Origin of the sequence: Aeribacillus pallidus (assembly GCF_050478865.1) — a bacterium.
Lineage (GTDB): Bacteria > Bacillota > Bacilli > Bacillales > JACDOC01 > JACDOC01.
The window spans coordinates 40,570-63,007 of the sequence record NZ_JBCNBW010000021.1; the positions used below are offsets into that span (position 1 = coordinate 40,570).

The following is a 22,438-nucleotide window of genomic DNA, read 5'->3' on the forward strand; positions in this document are numbered from 1 at the left end:
TGTTACTTTTCCTTATTTGGATGCAAATACCGGCGATCTTTCATAAATAACCGCCAAAAATAGATAAATCCAGGAAACAAAATTGAAAAACCGACAATATAGGTCACAAACAAAGCTCGAAATGTATTCGGATGAGTGAAGGCTGATTGAATCGTAATGTCGGGATAAATCATATACGGTAAATGAGCTTTTCCATACGCATAGCTGGCGAAAAAATATTGCAATACAATTGCCACAACAGCTAGTCTCGGCCATCCCAATTGCTGTTTATTTTTCCGGGAAGGGATAAACAAGGCTCCTCCAGCTATAAAAAACATCGCAACGGAAGCGAACAACCACGGCCAATAGTTCATCATCCCTTCGAAGAGCCACCGGGCTTCCACACGCATCGTGATCATAATCAATATCGACATCACTAATGCCAATGGGCCAATGAGAAGAGCGTCCCGACGATATATGTTATACGCTTCTTGTTCATTCGCTTCATTGGAGTAATCCGCTAGTAAAAGGGAGGATAGAAACAGGGTGCTTGTGATCGCAAAGCCAATAAACGCATATTCGTGGGGGCTTGTAAACAAATAATCTAAGCGAAGTCGAACGATGCCGTTTACAGTTTCAATATAAGAACCATGTGTAATCGGTAAGACGCTGATGAGCAGGGCAGGAATAAGTAGTCCGCTTATGCCAGAGATATAGACGAGTATTTTTTCATATTTTGCCGCCAAATGGGAAAACACAAGAAATGCGCTCCGAATCGCGAGCAATAATAAGATGATGCTACCTGGGATTAACAACACCGTTCCAAGCGTATACGTCGCCCCCGGGAAAAAACTAACAAGGGCGACGACAATCGCGACAATAAATACATTGGTCACTTCCCATGTAGGAGATAAGTAACGGTTAGCAATTTTCGTTGCTTTTGTTTGCGGTCGATTCATATACAACATGGACCAAAAGCCAGCCCCGAAATCCATCGTGGCCATCACGGCGTAAATAAAAATAAATCCCCATAAAATTGAGATGGCAATCAGTTCATCCGTCATAAGCTTCTCCTCCTATCCTTGTAGAGTTTGTTCCCTGTTTCCAAGCAATTCGTGTTCTAGAGCATGTCGTCGGAAATAACTATTGAGCACAAGGACAACAGCCACTAGTAAAAAGACGTAAATCGCCGTAAATAAAATAAAGAGTGTTCCTAAATTGGTAGATTGGGTTACCGCTTCTTCCGTGGTCATCATGTGATAAATGACCCACGGTTGTCGACCGGTACAGGCAAACACCCAACCAAACTCAATCCCGAGCATTGCCAGCGGCCCTGCTGTGACGGCGGTCCACATAAACCATTTTGGAAAGTCGATTGTTTTACGAATTTTGTTCCATACAAAGCCGACGACGGAAAGAAGGAGAAGAAACATTCCAATACCAACCATTGCATTAAATAAAGTATGAACGATAAGTGGTGGCCACCATTCTTCCGGAAAATCATTCAGTCCCACTACAACCGTATCGAAACTGTTTCCAGCCAAAAAGCTTAGTAGCCATGGAATTTCAATGCCCCATTTGACCGTTTGTGTTTCTCGGTCCGTAAACCCACCAATAACGAGTGGAGCATGGGATTGTGTTTCAAACAAACCTTCCGCAGCCGCTAATTTTTCCGGTTGATATTCATGAAGCAATTGAGCGGACTCGTGTCCGTTAATAGCTGTTAACAGAGAAAAAATTCCTCCGATTGTTAATCCGAGCATGAGCGCTTTTTTATGAAATAAACGAACCCGTTCTTGATGACGGCTTTTCAGCATTTTAAAGGCAGCAATTGAGGCAATCGCGAATGCTCCTGTCATATATGCGGAGACAACGACATGACCAGCAGTAACAAAAAAGCTTGGATTAAAAAACGCCTTCCAGGGGTCGACATCGACAATTTCCCCATTTTCGATACGAAAGCCGGTCGGTGTTCCTTCAAATGCATGGACGTTTGTAATTAAAATGGCAGATGCTACGGCACCTATGGCGACGAACGTGACGCTCACGATGCGCATAGTTGGAGAAATCCTATCAGCTGCATAGACGTAAATGGACATAAATAGTGCTTCGATAAAAAAGGCATATATTTCAATCTGAAAAGGAAGCGACATCACTTTTCCGACAACTTCCATAAATCCAGGCCAAAGCAACGATAACTGCACACCAGCAATCGTTCCCGATGGAATTGCGATACCAAGAAGGATCGCTAACGCTTTTGTCCATCGATTTGCCATAAGGGCATAATCGCGATCTTTTGTTTTTTGATACATAAGCTCAGCAAATAAAATCATGAGCGGAATACCCACACCTAATGTTGCGAAAATAATATGAAACGCCATCGTCGTCCCAAACAAAGTTCTCGCCGTAAGAAGATGATCCATGAATCCAATCCCCACCTTTCCCTTTTAACCAACATCGTATAGTAGTTTGACTTCAAAAAAGGGAAAATATGTATACGTCAAATGTTTTTAGCAAAAAAGGATAAAAAAGCAAAAATAGGGACAAAAAATAGGGACAGTCCCTCAGTACGTTAACGTACTGAGGGACTGTCCCGCGATGCTTTAAAGGGATAAATTACTCTTTGTTTGACCAATCGCACTAATAACAGCACCAATGGCTTGTATCCAGCTACCGATGAAGTCTAATGTTTGACCATTTTTCCCTTTTCGGTTAGCGTTTGTTGAAAGTGCTTGGAGTGAGTTTCCGATGGCTTGTAGTAAATTTCCGTATATAGCATACAGTCCATTGTATGATGACTCCTGTTCTATGGCATATACAAATACAAGTCCTCCACCGAGAGCTTGAAGTAAATTTCCTTTTGTCGAAAGTTCTTTTTCTGTCGTTTCATGACCACTTAATAGTCCGATTAAAACGGTCGAATTACCAATGGACTGAATCATATTTCCAAGTTTATTTAAATTATATTTTTCTGCATCGGCTTCTAAGGCATTCCCAGTTGCTTGAAGCACATTTCCCAATATATCCAAATCATTACGTGTAGCTTCACGAAGTGTTGTTGACGGAGTACTAGCAATGGCCGAAAGGATGGTACCGATTGCTTGAATCCAAGCACCAAACACAGCCTTTTCTTTGTTGTTCATGAAAAGACCACCTGTCAAATCATTACACATCAGTGTATTCAATTAGACTGTGGTTGGTGAGCCTTTATTATCTGTACGGTAATGTATCTAAACTTCTTGAAAATACGTATTTAGTAGACATATCCATCCATTTTTTTGTGAAAAAATATCCTATCGGTGCATAACCAATTTTCAAAGTTTTTAAGAAAATCGGAAACAACAAAGGAACGAAATATAAAATGTCATTTTAATATTAAATAGAGCCCTCTTGTAATGAACAAGAGGGCTAGACTTCCATTAAAGCTCAACGAGAGGAAACGATAAAATCACCGTTGTTCCTTTTCCTTCTTCACTTTGAATGTCCATCGTTCCATCATGGAGATTGACGATTTCTTTCACAATGGAAAGACCGAGTCCAGTTCCACCAGTTTTTCGAGAACGCGACTTATCGGTTCGGTAAAAACGTTCCCCGATTCGGTCTAAATCTTGTTTAGGAATACCAATTCCGTGGTCCCGAATTGTTAATTCCGCTTGATTGTCTTGTTGAATCAAACGAATATGAATCGTTCCGTGATCATAAGAATATTTGATGGCGTTGTCAATAACGTTATAAAGAACTTGCTGTAAGCGATTCAAGTCTCCTAGGATGATCACTTCATCGTCTAAATCGGTTTTTACGATAATATTTCTCATCGTAAGTGACGGAGTAAACAGCTCCAGCGAATCTAAAATCAATTGCGAAAAGGCAATGGGCTCTTTTTGAAGCGTTAAGTTAGGGTCTTCTAATTGATTTAATTGTAGTAAGTCGTGAATGAGCTTTTGCATTCGTTTCGCTTCTTTATCAATCAGCTGTAGGTGATTTTTGGCCTCTACTTTTGATTCATATGCTTCATCTAGTAAAAGCCGGGTATACCCTCCAATATACGTGAGCGGCGTTCTTAGTTCATGCGCCACATTGGCTAAAAATTCTTTCTTACGCTCATCTTGTTTTTCAAGCGACTCGGTCATTTTATTAAAGGCTGTGGCTAATTCGCCAATTTCATCGGATGTTTCCACCTGTATCCTTTTTGAGAAGTTTCCACGCCCGACTTCTTTGGCAAATTCTCGCATCATTCGTATCGGATTAAAAATAGACCGAACAAAATAATTTACTATTATATATAAGACGATGAAAAAGAAGGTTCCCGTAATCACTAAAACAGGAATTCCTTTACGAAACACTTCGGGGATTTCGGCTAACGGAACATAAATATAAATGAAGCCGATTAATTGTTCTTCATGGGTTAATGGAAAAATCGCTCCGACAATATTCCGCTTAAATTCGTGTACGTATCCTTCTTTCAATACATATTGACCGTTTAATAATTTCTGTTCATCCGCATCACTTAACAGATGTTCATAATCAATTCGATAAGGAAAATATTGATCTAATTCTTCTAATTGATCCACGGCAATGACTTCGTATGAGGAGATAACGTTATACCAGTCAATTTTTTCTTTAATGTCACCACTAAGGGACCCGTAATGAAAATGAGCGGCGGTTCGTTGTCCTTCGTTAACAAGCCGTTCTTTTACGCTACGAATGTATAAATCTTTATATAAAAAGTGAATGAACAAAAACGAAAAGAGGATGGAAAAGATAAAACTAAAAAGAAAAAGCGTTAACACTTTTTGACTAATAGAAAGCTTCTTTATCTTCACGTTCACTTTGGCACCTCAAACTTATACCCTAGTCCCCATACTGTTTCAATAAGATGACCATGCTCTTTTAATTTCAATCGAATGGTTTTAATATGCGTATCCACTGTTCGCTCACTTCCTTCATAAGCTGGCCCCCAAATGTGATCGAGCAATTGGCGACGGGAAAAAACGGTCCCCTTATTTTTCGCTAAAAACAACAACAAGTCAAATTCTTTTTGGGTGAATGCTAGCTTTCTTCCTTCAACAGTAGCAACTCGTCCTTGTAAGTCTATTTGTAAAGGTCCATATGTTACGACTAGATTCTTGTTTTCATGTTGCCGTGTTCTTCGAAAAATGACTTCCATCCGAGCTAATAGTTCAGCGGGATTAAAAGGCTTAACCATGTAATCATCTCCACCTAGCTTTAAGCCTTTCACTTTATCTTCATCGTCCCCTTTAGCAGTTAAAAAAATAACTGGGATATCGAGGTGAAAATAATTGCGCATTTCTTTAACTAACGAAAAACCATCGAGATACGGCATCATGACATCGACAATCAGCATATCTGGATGCTCATGTTTTACTAAGTTGAGAGCCTCCATTCCGTCTTTTGCTTCCAAACATGTATAGCCTTCTCGATTTAAAAATGTTTTTATAAGTTCCCTCATTTGGTCTTCATCATCGACAATTAGTACTTTTAGTGAATTCAATGTTACTAACTCCTTTTTTGCCTTTATGTTATTCCTTCTATAGCCATTCTATATAATTATAAAACGAAATTATGAAGTATGTTTGAAGTCTTCTAAGTAGAAACAAATACTTGTTTAAGAAACTTCCGTTAATAATAAATTTTTTAAGTAAAATGATTTTCGATGAAATAAATTTAACCACTTTCACATCGAATGGAATTATATAAGAACCTCAGGACAATACTTAAAATAGGGTTCGGCTCAAGATTTTTTTATATATTAATTCTTCTAAATTTAGGCGGTGATAGTATAACAATACAACGAACAAATATAATGATCATAATTTATTGGTTAATCTGTATAATGTTGTTAATCAATAATAAAGACACGTGTTAATAGCCTAACGTTTATTGAAAAGCGCACGATCACCTTTACAAAAACGACCACCCATTTCATTACCACATAAACTAAGGAGGTATATAATTATGAAAGCGCTTATATTCCGTGGACCAGGAAAGATCGAGTGGGGAGAGAAGGACAAGCCGACGATTCAGAAACCGACGGATGCAATTGTCAGAATCACAAAAACGACGATTTGCGGCACAGATTTGCATATTTTAGGTGGTGATGTACCAGCGGTAACGGACGGCCGAACCTTGGGACACGAAGGTGTTGGAATTGTAGAAGAAGTGGGCACGGATGTCAACAATTTCAAGCCAGGCGACAGAGTACTGATTTCTTGTGTCACTTCCTGTGGAAGATGTGATTATTGTAAAAAAGCGATGTACGCTCATTGTGAAAACGGCGGTTGGATTTTGGGGCACCTAATCGACGGTACCCAGGCGGAATACGTCCGCATCCCTTATGCTGATACAAGCCTGTATCACATTCCTCCGGGAAGCGAAGAGGAAGCACTAGTCATGTTAAGCGACATTTTTCCAACGGGTTTGGAAATCGGAGTGATTAACGGCGAAGTTCAGCCGGGGGATGTGGTCGCTATTGTCGGGGCCGGACCAGTCGGGATGGCGGTACTCTTGACAGCACAACTATATTCGCCAGCGGAGATCATCATGGTCGATCTTGACGACAATCGCTTGGAGCAGTCCATAAAGTTCGGGGCGACCAAAACAGTTAACAGCTCCAAAGGAGATGCAGTTGAACAAGTGATGGAATTAACGGATGGAAAGGGTGTCGATGTAGCGATTGAAGCTGTCGGGTTCCCAGTGACTTTTGACATCTGTCAGCAAATCTTGAAGCCTGGCGGAAGGCTGGCCAATGTCGGTGTACACGGAAAGCCTGTTGATCTGCGCTTGGAACAATTGTGGCTCCGTAATGTCAAGATCACGACCGGTTTGGTAAGTACGAGCACGACACCGATGTTATTAAAGACAGTAAATTCTGGGAAGATCAAACCACAACAGTTGATCACCCACCGCTTTCCACTTGACCAGATCATGCAGGCGTACGATGTGTTTCGTAATGCTGCTAAAGAAAAAGCGATGAAAGTGATTTTATACAACGATTGACTCTATTGATGGGTAAAGGAACGGTTTCAACATGTCCCTTTATAGAGATTGATGATAAATCCCTTGTCCATTACTGAGGGAAGGGGTTCAATTTCAGGCTATCACGCCAGCCCTACATTAAAAATTGGTATAAACCAAATTTTCTGCAAATAGCAATTCTTTTTAGTTTCCGTTTTGCCCGAAATGATACGGTGACTCCATAGCTGAATAATTGATGAAACCAGTAAAATATGCCATGAAAGTTTTAATCACTGATTTCCATAAAGCTGTCGATAACTAAATCGTGAATTCGAAGAATTATAATTGATGTTTAAGAGCTCTCAATTTCTATTGGGAGCTTTTATTTCTATATCATAACGATGATTACATTTACTTAAAGGGAAAGGAGACAAAGCTGTTCCTTTCGCTTCTTGTTGTTTGTACATAAAAATAATTACATACCAATAAAATCATTTATTTGTTCATACAATTAACAAGTTAAAAAAATAATTTTATTTTTTTTCAAGCAGACTAGCTGCCCAATTTATTTCTTTTGTTAAGGACGCTCCTTTTTCTTCGCCAAGAATTTGTGAGCAACGGACATGTAATTTTTTTCAGTATTTTTTATTTGTTCTTGGATCTTTACACCGTCTTCTGTTAAATAAATTCGCGTTAACTTCCCTTCATTTTCACGAACGACTAGCTTTTTTAGTTCTAATTTTTTAACAAAACGAGTACTTGTAGAAGGAGCAATATGCAATTTTTCGCTTAGTTCTTTTTGGGTTATTCCTGGATGGGCATGTACGGTCATTAATAAAAAGGCGTATGTCGGCGAAAGCCCAATTGGGGCAAACTCTTCTTCAGCCATTTTATTCATGATTCGGGCTAATCGATTGGCTGAAAAATAAAGGCATTCACAAAATAAATGGTCCACTCGTATCATTCCACTTAGGTTAATTGTATGTACAACTTACTAAAAAAGCGATTGGTCAACTACAGATAAAAGGAGGGATCTTGTTGAATCTTGTGCAAGCGGTAATTTTGATGGGGATGAGTTTATGGGGCTTATGGATCGTCGAAGACAGATGGAAAGAATCTTTAACCAAGACCGTAATAATGGGAAATAGTCTATTTTTTGGTTGCTGGGTAACACAATGGTGGCATCAACAATCGTTGTATTCAATGCTGGTTGGTACGATGGCCGGGATGGTCATAGGTGGAGGGTGGTCCGGCACATCTTTTCATCTTCGGACTCAAGGAATGATGTCTGGATTAATGGCTGGTATGATGGGAGCCATGCTGGGGGTCATGACACCTTTTCCACAACTTGTACACGCCCTGACGTTTTTATTTCTTCTTGCTCTATTTCTGCAATGGAGAATTGTGTACCAGCAATTCAGTGAACGCCGGACAGAAAGAAAAGTCCAATTTCTATACGTTCTCTTTTTGTTGCTTATTGGGTTTCTTTTTTTCGAGCTATGGGAGATTGCCCAAGGTGAGTTGATGGAACAACATAAGCATTGATGTTCATACTCTATATTCTAGAGGTTATGGACTTACGCTTCGTCGTAAGTCTATTTTTTCATAATAAGAAAGAATTTTTACTTGCTTATTTAAAAAAGATGACCTACAATGTAATTCGTAATCATTACGTTTTACATAAGGTTTAAATCGTAATGATTACGTATTAAAAAAGGAAGGGTGTTTGAATGGATCCACGTATTCCGGTGACCGTGTTAAGCGGGTATCTTGGTTCTGGGAAGACAACGCTGTTAAATCATATTTTGGCTAATCGAGAACATAAAAAAATCGCCGTGATTGTGAATGATATGAGCGAAGTGAACATCGATGCTTCCTTAGTAAAACGAACGGAAGAAAAGATGGTAGAGCTACAAAATGGCTGTATTTGCTGTACGCTCCGTGAAGATTTAATGATAGAAGTCGAAAAGCTCGCGAAATCAGGCGACATTGATTATATTGTAATCGAATCGACAGGTATTTCTGAACCTATTCCAGTAGCGCAAACCTTTACATATGTTGATGAACAATTAGGAATTAATTTGTCCGAGTTTTGCCGTCTGGATACAATGGTAACCGTCGTCGATGCGAACCGTTTCTGGCATGATTTTTCTTCAGGGGAAACGTTACTTGACCGTAAGCAGGCAACAGATGAAAATGATACGCGTGAAGTGGTCGATTTATTAATTGACCAAATCGAATTTGCCAATGTTATAGTCCTAAATAAAATTGACCTTGTTGAGGAAAACACGGTCCGGGAATTAAAAGCGGTTATTCAAAAACTGAATCCAGAAGCGAAAATTATTGAGGCCGCTTATGCTAGAGTCGATTTGAATGAGCTATTAAATACGCATCTATTCGATTTTGAGAAGGCTAGTCAGAGCGCTGGGTGGATAAAAGAATTAAATGAAGAACACACCCCGGAAACGGAAGAATACGGAATCTCCTCATTTGTATATCGAAGAAGACGCCCGTTTCATCCAGAGCGTTGGATGAAATGGCTAGAAGATTGGCCTGTCGAGGTTGTTCGTGCCAAAGGGTTCTTCTGGTTAGCAACACGTAATGATATAGCTGGATTATTATCACAAGCTGGTCCATCTATTAGTATTGAGGCGGCTGGCGAATGGGTTGCTGTATATCCGGAAGAAGAAAGAGAAGCCATTTTCAAAGAAGAGCCAGAGCTTTTAGAAAAATGGGATTCAACGTTTGGGGATCGTATGACAGAAATTGTGATGATCGGTGTCGATATGAATCGAGAAGCAATCGAACAATCATTAGATCAATGCTTATTAACTGATGAGGAAATGGAACAAGATTGGTCTTTATGGGAAGACCCCCTTCCACCTTTTACAGTCATGCAATAACAAAAGGAGGATTATCAATGAGAGTAAAAGTGACATTAGCATGCACAGAAACAGGGGATAGAAACTACATCACTACGAAAAATAAGAAGAAAAATCCGGAACGTTTGGAACTTATGAAATATTCCCCTCGTCTCAAGAAACATACATTACATCGTGAGACAAAATAGTGCAGGGTATATTTGAATGAGTGATTTACGGATTAAATATGATTTCCATTTAACCACTTAAACATTTAATTACGCTCACCTTTTACACAAATGTTATCCTTCCATACGACAAGATATAAAAACAAAAGCACTAAAGAATATGGTTTCTTTAGTGCTTTTGTTTTCATTATTGAACACTATTTAAAAATTCACGCACTTGTTCAGGTGTTTTTGCATTGGCGCTATGGAGATGAGCAGTTTTTTCACCGTTTTGGAATATGAGCAAGCTTGGAATTCCCATAACTTGATATTTTTCCGCAATCTCAGGAAAATCGTCACGGTTCATGCTGTACCATTTATATTGGTTATACTCTTCCATAATTTCACCGATAAACATATCCATGCGTGTGCAGTCTGGACACCAGTTCGTAAAAAATTTAATGATAATTGGTTCTTGTTGTGAGATTAGTTGTTCAAACTGTTCTTGGCTTGTAATTTGTTCCATTCTTTTAACCTCCCTCCTCTTATTATATAAAAGATGACTGATTGTTTTGAAGTAATGTACCTTCTACTTTTAACGAAAAAGACGCGATGATACAAAATTCTCTAAAATTTCAACAAAAAATATGAAAAATCGACCTTTTTCACTAATATGTCAAAAAAATATGATAAGATAGGTCATAGTAGAGTCTGGAGGAGGAAAAACAATGAGAGAATGGAAAATGGGCTTGAATTTCTCTCGCAGCTGGCACGGTCCGATGATAACAATAAACTTTGAAACCATACATAAGGAAGTCCAATGAGCGGAGTTCTTCACATTATCGTCGTTACCGTTGTTTCCGTTATTGCTTTTTATCTTTATTTTGAAATTATTGTTAGTTATCATCGGCGTCATCAACTAGGGCTAATCCTTTATCCGAAGCGAAAAGATTTTGATGAATACAATCTCATTTTCCGATGGCGGACGACAGAACATGTCGGATATCGAGTAGCAGTTTTTATTGCCTATGCAAGTTTAGCATTTGTTGCGTTTTCCTGGTTTTATAACATTTGGATTGAAAAGAACGTTATCATGCTTGTACTTACCGTATTACCTTATGCACTCCTATTTAACCATATCATTGAAGTTCGAGAAGAAGGAATGCTGATTGACGGCCTGTATTTTCGATGGGAAGATATTCAAACGTATGAATTGGATGACCGCGGGGATCGAGCTTCGTTAACTTTCGTTCTTAAGAAACGAAAATATGGATTGAAACGATTCCGTTCGCGGATGGTTCCTGCTCCTATTTTACGGGAAGTCGATAAACAAATGGCACGGTATTTAACTAAAAAAGAGAAATGAACCTATATTCGACCTCTGGTTTAGATGAGGTTAAATAGGAAGCATGGACTATCCGTCCTTTTGTTAATATAGACTGGAGGAATGGTTGCTACATGAAACGAATGTTTCGAGAATACATGGACATTTTTTGGACGGCGACCAAGTTAGGATTAACCTCATTTGGAGGACCTGTCGCTCATTTAGCTTATTTTCGTGACGAGTATATTGAAAAGAAAAAATGGTTAACCGAAAAGATGTATGCCGATTTAATTGCTCTTTGTCAATTTCTCCCTGGGCCAGCAAGCAGCCAAGTGGGGATTTCAATCGGAATGATTAGGGGCGGATTACTCGGTGGCATTCTTTCGTGGCTTGGTTTTACGTTGCCAAGTGTGCTCATTTTAATCGCATTTGCCCTTTTTCTTCAAGGGACGTCTATTGATACGAGCGGATTTATTCATGGATTAAAAATCGTAGCTGTGGCAGTTGTGGCCCACGCCATTTTAGGAATGGCGAAAAAACTAACTCCTGATCGACCACGAATTTTTATTGCCATGATTTCGGCAACCATCATGTTATTAGTTCCATCCGCTATTGTTCAATTTGGCGTTATTGTTGCGGCAGGATTGATTGGGTACTTTTTGTATCGAAAAGAAACGAACGAGATCGATGGAGAAGCCCCGGTTTTGTTTTCGAAAAAAGTAGGTGTGCTTGCTTTCACGTTATTTTTCCTTTTATTATTCGGACTCCCATTTTGGCGAACGATGGCGCCGAACATGTCGCTAGCTCTTTTTGATACATTTTATCGAGTAGGCTCAACCGTCTTCGGCGGTGGACATGTCGTATTACCGATGTTAGAGAGGGAGTTAGTACCACATGGATTTTTGACGGAGGAAGAGTTTTTAGCCGGATACGGGGCGGCTCAAGCGGTTCCTGGTCCGTTGTTTACGTTATCGAGTTATTTGGGGATGGTCATTTCGGGTAGTACCGGGGCGCTAGTTGCTACAATCGGCGTCTTTTTGCCTTCGTTTTTGTTACTTGTTGGCGTATTACCATTTTGGAATTCCATTCGGGAACGGACTGGATTTCGTGCTCCGTTGCTGGGAGTTAACAGCGCGGTGGTCGGGTTATTAATTGCGGCTTTCTATGACCCAGTATTTACAAGTGCGATTCGAAATGAGGTAGATTTTGTGATCGCGATGCTCGCTTTCTCGTATTTAATGTTCTGGAAAGGGACACCGTGGAAAGTCGTATTAGGGACCGTCCTTATCTCTGTGCTAATGACATTCGTGTAAGAAAGGCCCGTTTTTCTTGGGCTTTTTTTAATGTAAGGCTATGTTAAATGTCATTGTTGATTTTTGGCAAGTTATTCACACGGCGGCCACTCCAGCGGGAACAAGAAGCCAGGCAAGACCCTTACTTGAGCGTAGCGAGGGAAGCGGCTTGCACCTTGCCCGCGGTAATGTATAAATATCAACAGTATCGTTTAACAGACAACCATGCCAATAAAAATTGGCACATCGATAAATGAAATAACAGCAAAAGTTATCCACAGTTATTTCAGGGTAGAGCCTAATGTAAAGCAGCATATTGGCCTTGATAAGGGCAAACCCAAAATAAAGTGCTACCAACCGAAAATACTGTGTTCCATTTGATAGCACCTAGAGGAAGCGAAGTCATGCAATAAAGAAGTATATTTATCGAAAGTTTCCAACTATATTCTGTCAGTTGTGATTCTTATAAGATCAAGTATAATGAAGTCATGAGAACGATGTAGGAGAGAACAACATGACATCAAAAAATACGGAACAAAAACGTTTTAATATAGGACTGATTTTCGTTCTTTTATTTATGGGCCTTGTTAGTTGTTTAGCCATTTATAGTGCGCAAACGACTGGACAATATGGCGATAATTTTTTAATGAAACAGATTGTTTGGTACATTGTCGGTTCGTGCATTATCATAGTCGTTATGCGTTTTGATCCAGAGCAGTTGTATCGCTTAAGTTGGTACGCTTATGGATTTGGAATATTTTTACTTGCCTTATTAATGATTGCTCCATCTAGCATTGCACCAGTAAAAAACGGAGCGAAAAGCTGGTTTATCGTGCCTGGGTTAGGGTCTTTACAGCCGTCAGAGTTTGTTAAAGTATTTTTAATATTAGCACTCGCACGAACAGTAGTACGTCATTATGAAAAATTTACGGAAAAAACGATTCAAACGGACTTTTGGCTGTTAATCAAAATTGGGCTTGTTACATCTGGGCCTCTATTGTTAGTGATGATGCAACCTGATTTAGGAACGTCACTCGTTCTCCTTTCAATTATGCTCGGAATTATATTTGTTTCCGGTATCACATGGCGTATTTTGCTTCCTCTATTTGGGGTGTTTACGTCGGTGGTTGGGGTCATCTTTTATTTAGTGTTATGGCATCCTGATATATTAGAAAAATATTTAAATGTGAAGCCTTACCAATTCGGGCGTATTTACTCGTGGTTGGACCCGTATAATTATCAAAGTACATCCGGTTATCAATTAATACGTTCACTATTAGCGATCGGTTCTGGTGAAACAATTGGAAAAGGGTACAACAATCGTGAAGTGTATTTACCGGAAAGCCATACGGATTTTATTTTCAGTGTGATTGGTGAAGAGTTTGGTTTTATCGGTGCGAGCATAGTCGTGGGGCTCTTTTTTATGCTCATTTATTTCGTTACAAAGGTTGGATTAGAATCGGTTAACCCATATGAATCGTACATTTGTTCAGGTGTTATTGCTATGATTACGTTTCACGTCTTCCAAAATATTGGAATGTCGATTGGGTTACTACCGATTACAGGGATTCCGCTTCCGTTCATTAGTTATGGAGGTAGTTCCTTGATGGGGAATATGTTAGCGATGGGGCTTATCTTTTCCGTTCAATATCACAATAAAAGGTACATGTTTTCAAGTCGAAATGAAGTATAAAAAACGTACGAATCTGAATTCGTACGTTTTTTTATTTGAGCGCGCCCAGCAAAGCTGTTATCTGATAGTTGGTGCAAGTCCAACCCGAGTAAGTGCCAAGACGCTCGGTAGCTGACAGGCAACTGGTGGAGAAATCCAGGCCAGCGCCCTGTGACAAAGTAACTCACTAGAAGAGTGCGAGCAAATCAGCAGACCGTAACATAAAGTGAATCCTGCCGCCTCGTCAAAAGAGACCTCCTTTGGAGGACAAAGGGAAGTCGAGCCTGGGCCAATATGGCGAAGATCATGGAAGGTGTGAAGAACTTGGAAGTGCAGCACCGAAGAATCCCTCGGGGTAAGGGGAGCGGTATGTTGAGAAAGTAGATAACGGAACTGGGGAGGCCCTCCTCCACACTTCTGAAGAAGTAAAGAGGAAACCTATAAGAAGAACAAAAGGAAGAAACATACGAGAATGAAGGAAGTTATGAAAGTAACGCATGGTTTATTAGTGAAATTAGCGAGTTAGACAAGAACGAAAGCCAAAGGAAGAAGAATGTCGGAAAGGCGTATGAGGGAAAACCTCACGTACGGTTTGATGAGGGGAAGCTGAGAGTAAAAGAGACAGCATAAGCTGTCCCTTTGAAATCAGTTTTCTACTCTACTGATTTCGGAATAGACAATGATGACTTTGGGTTTCTCCGTTATTTTTTATTTCACATATTTTTCTATCTTTTATTAGAAATCTAAGTTTTTGTTTCGCTTTTTAAAATTTGCCGATACAAATCGAGTCGATTCCTGATTCCTAACTCTTGGAATTGTTTCGCGAACTCTCCTTCTAAATGAGCCTACCAATCTTTATTTAATTCTTAAACCAATTTAAATAGATTGAAGATTATAACTGTTAATAAAATATAAATTTTTTGGTTGTTTCACATAGAATTCACAAACGTTTAATAAAATTTCGTTGAAAGAATTACTAGAATGGAAGGAGAAATTCTCAATGAAATGGACTAATGTGTTAGGAGTAAGTATTGTAAGTTCTTCCCTTATGTTAGCTGGTTGTAATACTGAACAGGTGAATAAAGAGTCTCATAAAGAGCAGACACAGGCACAAGCGGAATCACCAGTAACAATCTCTAATTATCACCGCGAATTTACAATTGAAGAGCCACCAAAACGAGTCATTAGTACAAATAATCATACGACGGAGTTGCTATTAGCGCTTGGACTAGAAGATGTCATTGTTGGGAAAGTAATAGGACATGAAAGTGATATTTTACCAGAATTTCAGGAAGCGTTTGATGTAATTCCGACAATTTCTCAATCTGATCATCATTATCCTTCTTTAGAAGCTATTTTAGAATATGAACCAGACTTCATGTTTGGACGTGAAAGCGCGTTCACAGAAAATTCTATTGGAACACCAGAGAAATTAAAAGAATATGGAATTAACGTCCTTGTATCAAAAGGTACATATACGCCAGGAGCAACGATTGAAGATGTGTATGAGGACATTGAAAATTTAGGAAAAATATTTAACGTTGAAGAACGGGGAGAAGAGATTATTAATGAAATGAAAGCAAATATTGAATCAGTACAAAAACAAATCGGAAAAATCGAAGAACCAGTGTCTGTTGCTGTTATGGATATGGGAGGAGATTCTCTTTTTACTGCTGCACAGGCATTAGAGTCGAATTTAATTGAACTAGCAGGTGGAAGAAACGTATTTGCTGATATTGAGAAAACATGGGCAAAAGTAAGCTGGGAAGAGTTAGTAGAACGTAATCCAGATGTAATTGTCATTAATGAATATTCTGAAGTACCAACTGAAGATAAAATCAATGAACTACTTACCCACTCAGCCTTGCAAGATGTAGAAGCGGTAAAAAATCAACGATTTGTAATTTTATCTTTATCTAATGTTTTTGAAGGTGTACGTAATGATGATGCAGTAGAAATTTTGGCAAAAGGATTTTATCCAGAAAAATTTGGTGAGTAAGAAGGAGCATCCACATGACCGATATTCGTCAACATTCTTTATTTTTCCCATTTGTCATAAGTGGATTATTTATCATCCTTTTCCTATCTATTACAACAGCTATTACTTTTGGACCAGTTTCCATTGATGCCCTAACGGTATGGCGTATTCCATTATCAAAGCTACCTCTTATTGGACAATGGATTTATCCAGATTGGTCGGCAGCATATTATCATATTATATGGGACCTTCGTTTTCCGAGAGTCCTTCTAGCTGTTATTGTCGGTGCTGGCCTTTCAGTTTGTGGGGTAGCGATTCAAGCGCTAGTTAGAAATTCGTTAGCTGATCCGTATATATTAGGAGTTTCGTCAGGGGCTTCCGTTGGTGCTACCTTAGTCATTTTGTTTGGATTGTTTCGTATTTTTGGCCAATTTGCAGTGTCGGTTACGGCCTTTTTAGGAGCATTAGCTTCATTAGTTCTCGTGTATATTTTAGCAACGGTGCACGGAAGAATCTCAACAAGTAGGCTGTTACTATCTGGAATCGCCGTTTCAATGATGTTATCAGCTGTTACGAGTTTTATTGTTATTTCAGTGCCGAGGGAAGAAGCAATAAAAAATGCGTTACATTGGATGCTAGGAAGTTTATCTGGAGCGAAATGGACCTATTTATCTCTTCCTAGTTTATGTATTGTGTTAGGTGCAATCTATTTGTTTGTTCACCATCGACATTTAAATGTTATGTTAATGGGAGATGACGTTGCTCAAACGTTAGGGGTAAATGTTGAGCGTTTTCGAAAATGGTTAGTCATCATTACTTCTCTTATTACAGCAGTAATCGTTTCAATCAGTGGAGCAATAGGGTTTGTTGGATTAATAATTCCTCATATAGTTCGCTTTATTATTGGTCCTAATCATAAAAAAGTACTTCCTGTTAGTATGCTTGTAGGAGCTATTTTTCTTATTTGGACGGATGTATTTGCCCGAACGGTTATTCAACCACAAGAATTACCGATCGGGATTGTAACAGCGATTTGTGGAGGCCCTTTTTTTATTTGGCTATTACGTAGAGGTTCTTATTCATTTGGAGGCGACGAATGATATGGGTATTTCTGTTAAGGAGCTGTCTGTCCAACTACAAGAAAAGATTATTTTGCATGATATATCGGTCGATGTGTCACCAGGACAATTTGTCGGAATCGTTGGACCGAATGGAAGTGGCAAATCGACTTTGTTACGATCGATTTACCGAGCAATTAAGCCTTCAGTAGGAAAAGTAATGATTCACGGGAAAGATGTTCTACAATATTCTTCCAAACATTTAGCAAAAGAAATGGCAGTATAAAAACAAGAGAATACAAATCTCTATGACTTTACGGTTGAAGAAATGGTATTAATGGGACGTACCCCACATAAGCGTCTGTTAGAGTCTGATAACCAAAACGATCGAACGATAATTAAAGATTCGTTATTATCTGTAGGTATGTGGGAATTTCGTAACAATAAGTTTTTAGTGCTTTCAGGTGGAGAAAAGCAACGTGTACTCATAGCTCGTGCTCTTGCTCAACAACCGAATATTTTGTTATTAGATGAACCGACAAATCATTTAGATATTCACCATCAAATCCAGTTGTTAGAACTCGTGAAAAAATTTAATTTAACAGTTATGGCTGCGTTACATGATTTAAATTTAGCAGCAAATTATTGTGACACTGTGATTGTCATTCATAAAGGGAAAATTGTGGCCCATGGAACACCGCGTGAAGTTTTCACAGTAAAATTATTAGAGGATGTATTTCATGTAAAAACATCTATACAAGTTGATCCCCATGGCAATATGCATATTATGTATGTATCTGCTATAGGATAGGTAATACGTAAAAGGGGCTGACACTCAACATTGTATTAAGCAATGTTGAGTCAGCCCTTTATAATTATCAATTAATGTAATACCTTATCTAATGTTTCAATGTTTTTCCGCATTAAACTGAAGTAGTCTTCGCCATTTTGGATATCTTCTTCGGTTAAGACCGATAAGTTGTGTAGGCGAAGAGGTTCGGCGTTGATTTCTTTACGAATAACTTCCGCCACTTTTGGAGTCACATTTTGTTCGAATATAATATATTGAATTTGTTTTTCTTTTGCTAGCTTAATAATATTTGCTAAGTCTTTTTGTGATGGCTCATCCGTTGGGGAGATTCCGGCTACAGCAATTTGATGAATACCATAGCTTTCTTCCCAATACCCATAGGCAGCATGGGAGACAATCATTTCAGGATTTTTCTTTGCGTCAACCAATTGATGGAACTCTTCGTCTAGTTTTTCAAGTTCAGCTTTTAATGTAATAAAATTATTTTCAAATTCTTCTTTTGCTTCAGGTTTTAGCTCAATAAGAGCATCTTTGATGTTTTGTGCAAGAATAATCGCACGAATCGGGTCAAGCCAAACATGTGGATCAACATCTCTATGGTGGTGCTCATGTTCATTAGCTTTATCTTCGTGAGCGTGTTCATCGCTTTCATGGTGTTCCTCTTCGTGAGCGTGTTCATCGGCTTCATGGTGTTCAGCTTCGTGTTCATGTTCATCACTTTCATGGTGTTCGTCTTCATGAGTGTGATGATCATGTGTATGTTGAACGACTTCAATCCCGTGTGCTGCTTCAACCATGATGGTATCTTCATTTTCTAAAGCTTCTGCTATTTTTTCTGCATACGTTTCCATTCCTAACCCATTGTAAATAAATGCATCTGCTTCGGCAATATCGATCATTTGCTTAGAAGTTGGCTCAAATGTATGAGCGTCAGCGCCTGGTGGAATAATGCTTTCGACATCCACATGATTTCCGCCAATTTTTTTCGTAAAGTCTGCTAATGGGTAAAGGGTCGTGTAAACTTTTAATTTGTTATTGTCATCTTTTTGAGTGGTTGTTATTTCATTATTACATCCTATTAGTGTTGTACCAAGGACGAATATAGCGATCAAAGTCAAGAATTTATATCGCATGTGGAATTCTCCTCTCCCTTCCGAATGGTCTTTTACTTTCAAAATGATACCGTAATAATTACGATTTGTAAATCGTAATTATTACGGTTTTGATGGAAGTCATTGGTATCGGATTTTGTTAAGAGTCAGGTAACAATAATCATCCAAATCATTTAGAATAATAGAAGAGAACTTCGGATATCCAAAGCCAATAAGTACATTTGGTTATGTCTACTCATAATACGAATAGACTATTATTAAAAAAACAAATAAGAATCATTTCGTTTTATGTTATAATGACAATCGTATAAAAAGACGAGAAAAATGGGGGAATGAATCCAGTGTTTCGATGGCTCCATTCACATTTAATTGATTTTACAGGAATATTCGTTATTGGCATTGTTATTTATTTGGTTTCTATGAGTCAATTTGTAGGATCGGAACTGTCCATTCATATACCGACATCTTTTCAACAATTAAATATGATTTTTTTAAGTATATTAATAGAAGCGATTCCGTTTGTTTTAATCGGGGTTCTTATTGCTGGTTTTATTCAAATTTTCATTACAGAAGATCATATACGACGGTGGATTCCTAAAAATAAATTTTTAGCTGTCATGATGAGTTGTGTCGTTGGGGCCTTGTTTCCAGCTTGTGAGTGTGGTATTGTTCCCATTGTTCGTAGATTAGTAGCGAAAGGTGTCCCTATCTATGCAGGAGTCGGTTTTTTACTAACTGGTCCTTTAATTAATCCAATCGTTATTTTATCTACATATATGGCATTTGGAAATGACCTAAAAATGGCGGCATTACGAATGGGAATTGGTTTTGTTGCTGCATTAGTAATTGCCCTTATAATTAGCCAATTATTTAAGTCTAATCAATTAAAACATTCTTTATCAGAAGTTACACAATCAATGGATCAGCCTAAGAAACATCATTCTTTTATTAATAAAATAGATGAAATGTTGAAACATTCCATTGATGAGTTTTTTGATATGGGAAAATATTTAATTATCGGTGCGTTTGTCGCGGCATTTTTGCAAACGTACGTATCTGCCAAATCTCTATTTCTGTTTGGTGAAGGTGTAATTGGCTCTACCATCGTGATGATGGGGCTCGCGTATTTCTTGTCTTTATGCTCTGAAGCCGACGCGTTTATCGGTGCGTCATTTAGACATTTATTCCCATCGACTTCTATACTAGCCTTTTTAGTCTATGGGCCGATGATTGATTTAAAAAACACCTTTATGCTATTAAGTGTGTTTAAAACGAGATTCGTCTTTGTTTTACTCATTCTCATTACCTTTATCGTGTTTATTTGTACGCAAGTGACCATTTGGATATAAGGGGTGAACGGCTGTGCGTTTTCAATTCCAACCGTTTCTGCGGGCCATGATTTTAGCTGGATTCGCTATATTTTTTATTCAATTACATCTAACAGGGGATATAACTAAGTATATTAATCCAAAATACGACATGATGAGTAAATGGGCTGCAGGAATTTTGGGCATTCTTTTTTTCATTCAGCTTCCCCGTATATGGGAAAAACACGACCATCATCATGAGCATTGTCATTCCGGTTGTACGCACGACCACGGCTATTCGGGTTCTTTATCAAAAAAATTAATAAGTTATTCGATTATTATTTTTCCACTAATTACTGGTTTTACGCTTTCGCCTACGGTTTTAGATTCATCGATTGCTGCTAAAAAAGGGACCGTACTGACGCAAGGAAATAAAAAAAATGTAGACCAAACCTCTGAAATAAATGAGGGACAAGATGAAACCGATATTGGGAATTCATCTTCCATAAATAGTAACGATCAATTGTCTAATGAGGAGAACATTCAGCATCAAGCACCGGTGACCAATGAGAATTACTTTACGCAAGAAGATTACGACCAGGAGATGGAGAAGTTAGCTCAATTAGATGTTATCGAAATGAAAAATGATATTTTTGCTTCCTATTATGAAACAATTAGTATAGACCCGAAGGCTTTTGTTGGGAAAAAGATTAAAGTGAGCGGATTTGTCTATAAAGAAGAAGGTTTTACATCCAATCAACTAGTGGTCTCAAGGTTTCTGATTACCCACTGTTTAGCGGATGCATCCATCATTGGGTTTTTAACTGAAATGGAACAAGCAGGTGATATTAAACAAGATACTTGGCTTGAGATAGAAGGCACATTGGACGTAACGACGTATAATGGAATCGAATTGCCAATGATTAAAACTAGTAAGTGGAAAGTCATTGAAAAACCAGCGGAACCATATGTGTATCCAGTACTAATTAATCTAACGGAATAAAGTTTTATGTTGTACGCTATAGAAGAACAGTTATAGGTACAATAAGTTTGTCTGGTTTTGTAAAACGTTTCTTGAACAAATTTCACGTTTATCATTTAAAAACGCTTGGGAATTAGCCCAAGCGTTCTATATTTATGTCACTAAGACTCCCACTTCCAAAAAAGAAGTTTAACTTGGGAGATAAGGCACTTTATTGATACTGTCCTCCGTTTGGAAATTGTGACGTGTAACCTTGGAATTGAGTGTACGATTGCTGTAATTTTTGCTGGTCAGCCGCTTCTAATTTATACCATCCATTGCGGAACATACAATTGTATAATTCTCGTTGTGCATTTTGCGTTTCATTAAAAATGGAAAGCATATCTTGGTACAGCGATTGGTGACTTGCTTCATTTAAAAACGTGCAATACGAATCGGTCATATATTTTTCTGTTGCTAACAAGTCATTCACAAAGTCCCGATCATTCATTTGCGGTGTTTTCGGTACTTGCGTTTTGGGATTTTGGATTTGTTTATTATTATTTGGCATGTTGAAACTCCTTTCTACACGTTATTGCATTTGTTGATGGTTTAGTTGGTTCGCAGGATTTAGATGAGATAGAATTTGTTGATAATGTCGTTGATGCATTTGCACACATTTTTCCAATTCAGCTCTTACATCAGGATTTTGGCATTGGGATGCAAAATGGTGGGCTTTTTTAGCGGCTAATAAATTCCATGAAAGCATGTCATTTAAATATAAAGAATCTTTTACTGTCACGACTTCAGGTGGTTGCGACATTGTTCCCGGTTGTTGGGAATACAAAGGTTGTTGTGATTGATTTTGCATGTGATAACCTCCTTGTTTATTGTTCATTGTTATTTTTTCTCTCTTTAAAAAAAGTATGTATACAATAGTG

The 22,438-nt window shown here is 38.4% G+C and carries 21 protein-coding genes and 1 pseudogene; 12 read left to right on the plus strand and 10 right to left on the minus strand.

Annotated elements, in window-relative coordinates:
- Window positions 1–2: 2 nt before the first annotated feature.
- The 5 genes from ABES52_RS05255 to ABES52_RS05275 all read right to left on the minus strand — a co-directional run bounded on the left by ABES52_RS05255 (window position 3) and on the right by ABES52_RS05275 (window position 5,491).
- Window positions 3–1,043 carry a cytochrome d ubiquinol oxidase subunit II gene (locus ABES52_RS05255; RefSeq protein WP_429649669.1) on the minus strand — a complete coding sequence of 347 codons (1,041 nt, stop codon included), beginning with the start codon at window positions 1,041–1,043 and terminating at the stop codon, window positions 3–5.
- Window positions 1,044–1,055: 12 nt separating this feature from the next.
- The gene (locus ABES52_RS05260; protein ID WP_429649671.1) at window positions 1,056–2,402 is read right to left on the minus strand and encodes a cytochrome ubiquinol oxidase subunit I; all 1,347 of its coding nucleotides are present in this window, start codon (window positions 2,400–2,402) and stop codon (window positions 1,056–1,058) included.
- Between the two features lie 180 nt (window positions 2,403–2,582).
- Window positions 2,583–3,122, minus strand: coding sequence for a DUF6944 family repetitive protein (locus ABES52_RS05265; RefSeq protein WP_429649673.1), 540 nt, complete (start codon window positions 3,120–3,122; stop codon window positions 2,583–2,585).
- Window positions 3,123–3,398: 276 nt separating this feature from the next.
- Window positions 3,399–4,808 carry a sensor histidine kinase gene (locus ABES52_RS05270; RefSeq protein ID WP_429649675.1) on the minus strand — a complete coding sequence of 470 codons (1,410 nt, stop codon included), beginning with the start codon at window positions 4,806–4,808 and terminating at the stop codon, window positions 3,399–3,401.
- Window positions 4,805–5,491, minus strand: a complete 687-nt coding sequence (locus tag ABES52_RS05275; protein WP_429649677.1) for a response regulator transcription factor — start codon at window positions 5,489–5,491, stop codon at window positions 4,805–4,807. Before ABES52_RS05275 ends, ABES52_RS05270 begins: the two co-directional genes overlap by 4 nt.
- Before the next feature lie 464 nt (window positions 5,492–5,955).
- On the opposite strand from ABES52_RS05275, the gene ABES52_RS05280 reads away from it, so the two are divergent.
- On the plus strand, window positions 5,956–6,996 hold the full coding sequence (locus ABES52_RS05280) for a zinc-dependent alcohol dehydrogenase family protein (protein ID WP_429649679.1): 1,041 nt from the start codon (window positions 5,956–5,958) through the stop codon (window positions 6,994–6,996).
- A gap of 535 nt (window positions 6,997–7,531) precedes the next feature.
- Here ABES52_RS05280 and ABES52_RS05285 read toward each other — a convergent pair.
- Window positions 7,532–7,909, minus strand: a complete 378-nt coding sequence (locus ABES52_RS05285) for a MarR family winged helix-turn-helix transcriptional regulator (protein ID WP_429649681.1) — start codon at window positions 7,907–7,909, stop codon at window positions 7,532–7,534.
- An 83-nt stretch (window positions 7,910–7,992) separates the two neighbouring features.
- Here ABES52_RS05285 and ABES52_RS05290 point away from each other — a divergent pair, with 83 nt between their 5' ends.
- The 3 genes from ABES52_RS05290 (at window position 7,993) to rpmG (ending at window position 10,024) form a co-directional block, all read left to right on the plus strand.
- Complete coding sequence (locus ABES52_RS05290; protein ID WP_429649683.1) at window positions 7,993–8,499, plus strand: hypothetical protein; 507 nt, start codon at window positions 7,993–7,995, stop codon at window positions 8,497–8,499.
- Window positions 8,500–8,684: 185 nt separating this feature from the next.
- The gene (locus ABES52_RS05295) at window positions 8,685–9,857 is read left to right on the plus strand and encodes a GTP-binding protein (RefSeq protein WP_429649685.1); all 1,173 of its coding nucleotides are present in this window, start codon (window positions 8,685–8,687) and stop codon (window positions 9,855–9,857) included.
- Window positions 9,858–9,874: 17 nt separating this feature from the next.
- Window positions 9,875–10,024, plus strand: a complete 150-nt coding sequence (rpmG, locus tag ABES52_RS05300; protein ID WP_429649687.1) for a 50S ribosomal protein L33 — start codon at window positions 9,875–9,877, stop codon at window positions 10,022–10,024.
- Between the two features lie 166 nt (window positions 10,025–10,190).
- On the opposite strand, the gene ABES52_RS05305 is transcribed toward rpmG, so the two are convergent.
- Window positions 10,191–10,550 (minus strand): thioredoxin family protein, encoded by a 360-nt coding sequence (locus ABES52_RS05305; RefSeq protein ID WP_429649860.1) that lies wholly within the window; start codon window positions 10,548–10,550, stop codon window positions 10,191–10,193.
- A gap of 252 nt (window positions 10,551–10,802) precedes the next feature.
- Between ABES52_RS05305 and ABES52_RS05310 the strand changes: the two genes are divergently transcribed.
- The 6 genes and pseudogenes from ABES52_RS05310 (at window position 10,803) to ABES52_RS05335 (ending at window position 18,117) form a co-directional block, all read left to right on the plus strand.
- Window positions 10,803–11,348 carry a DUF5673 domain-containing protein gene (locus ABES52_RS05310; RefSeq protein ID WP_429649689.1) on the plus strand — a complete coding sequence of 182 codons (546 nt, stop codon included), beginning with the start codon at window positions 10,803–10,805 and terminating at the stop codon, window positions 11,346–11,348.
- 92 nt (window positions 11,349–11,440) lie between these two features.
- Window positions 11,441–12,619, plus strand: a complete 1,179-nt coding sequence (chrA, locus tag ABES52_RS05315) for a chromate efflux transporter (protein WP_429649691.1) — start codon at window positions 11,441–11,443, stop codon at window positions 12,617–12,619.
- Between the two features lie 493 nt (window positions 12,620–13,112).
- On the plus strand, window positions 13,113–14,291 hold the full coding sequence (locus ABES52_RS05320; RefSeq protein WP_429649693.1) for an FtsW/RodA/SpoVE family cell cycle protein: 1,179 nt from the start codon (window positions 13,113–13,115) through the stop codon (window positions 14,289–14,291).
- 979 nt (window positions 14,292–15,270) lie between these two features.
- Window positions 15,271–16,269 carry an ABC transporter substrate-binding protein gene (locus tag ABES52_RS05325; RefSeq protein ID WP_429649694.1) on the plus strand — a complete coding sequence of 333 codons (999 nt, stop codon included), beginning with the start codon at window positions 15,271–15,273 and terminating at the stop codon, window positions 16,267–16,269.
- Window positions 16,270–16,283: 14 nt separating this feature from the next.
- Entirely contained in the window at window positions 16,284–17,348 is a 1,065-nt protein-coding gene (locus ABES52_RS05330; protein ID WP_429649695.1) for a FecCD family ABC transporter permease, read from the plus strand.
- 1 nt (window position 17,349) lies between these two features.
- Window positions 17,350–18,117, plus strand: a pseudogene (locus ABES52_RS05335) (ABC transporter ATP-binding protein).
- A gap of 71 nt (window positions 18,118–18,188) precedes the next feature.
- Here ABES52_RS05335 and ABES52_RS05340 read toward each other — a convergent pair.
- Window positions 18,189–19,250, minus strand: a complete 1,062-nt coding sequence (locus tag ABES52_RS05340) for a metal ABC transporter solute-binding protein, Zn/Mn family (protein WP_429649697.1) — start codon at window positions 19,248–19,250, stop codon at window positions 18,189–18,191.
- Window positions 19,251–19,561: 311 nt separating this feature from the next.
- Here ABES52_RS05340 and ABES52_RS05345 point away from each other — a divergent pair, with 311 nt between their 5' ends.
- A complete protein-coding gene (locus tag ABES52_RS05345) occupies window positions 19,562–20,578 on the plus strand; it encodes a permease (protein ID WP_429649699.1) in 1,017 nt (338 codons plus the stop codon).
- A gap of 13 nt (window positions 20,579–20,591) precedes the next feature.
- The gene (locus tag ABES52_RS05350) at window positions 20,592–21,539 is read left to right on the plus strand and encodes a TIGR03943 family putative permease subunit (protein ID WP_429649701.1); all 948 of its coding nucleotides are present in this window, start codon (window positions 20,592–20,594) and stop codon (window positions 21,537–21,539) included.
- Between the two features lie 190 nt (window positions 21,540–21,729).
- On the opposite strand, the gene ABES52_RS05355 is transcribed toward ABES52_RS05350, so the two are convergent.
- Together ABES52_RS05355 and ABES52_RS05360 are read right to left on the minus strand one after the other, a co-directional pair.
- Window positions 21,730–22,068 carry a spore coat protein gene (locus ABES52_RS05355; RefSeq protein ID WP_429649703.1) on the minus strand — a complete coding sequence of 113 codons (339 nt, stop codon included), beginning with the start codon at window positions 22,066–22,068 and terminating at the stop codon, window positions 21,730–21,732.
- A gap of 21 nt (window positions 22,069–22,089) precedes the next feature.
- Window positions 22,090–22,368 carry a spore coat protein gene (locus ABES52_RS05360; RefSeq protein WP_429649705.1) on the minus strand — a complete coding sequence of 93 codons (279 nt, stop codon included), beginning with the start codon at window positions 22,366–22,368 and terminating at the stop codon, window positions 22,090–22,092.
- Window positions 22,369–22,438: the final 70 nt, after the last annotated feature.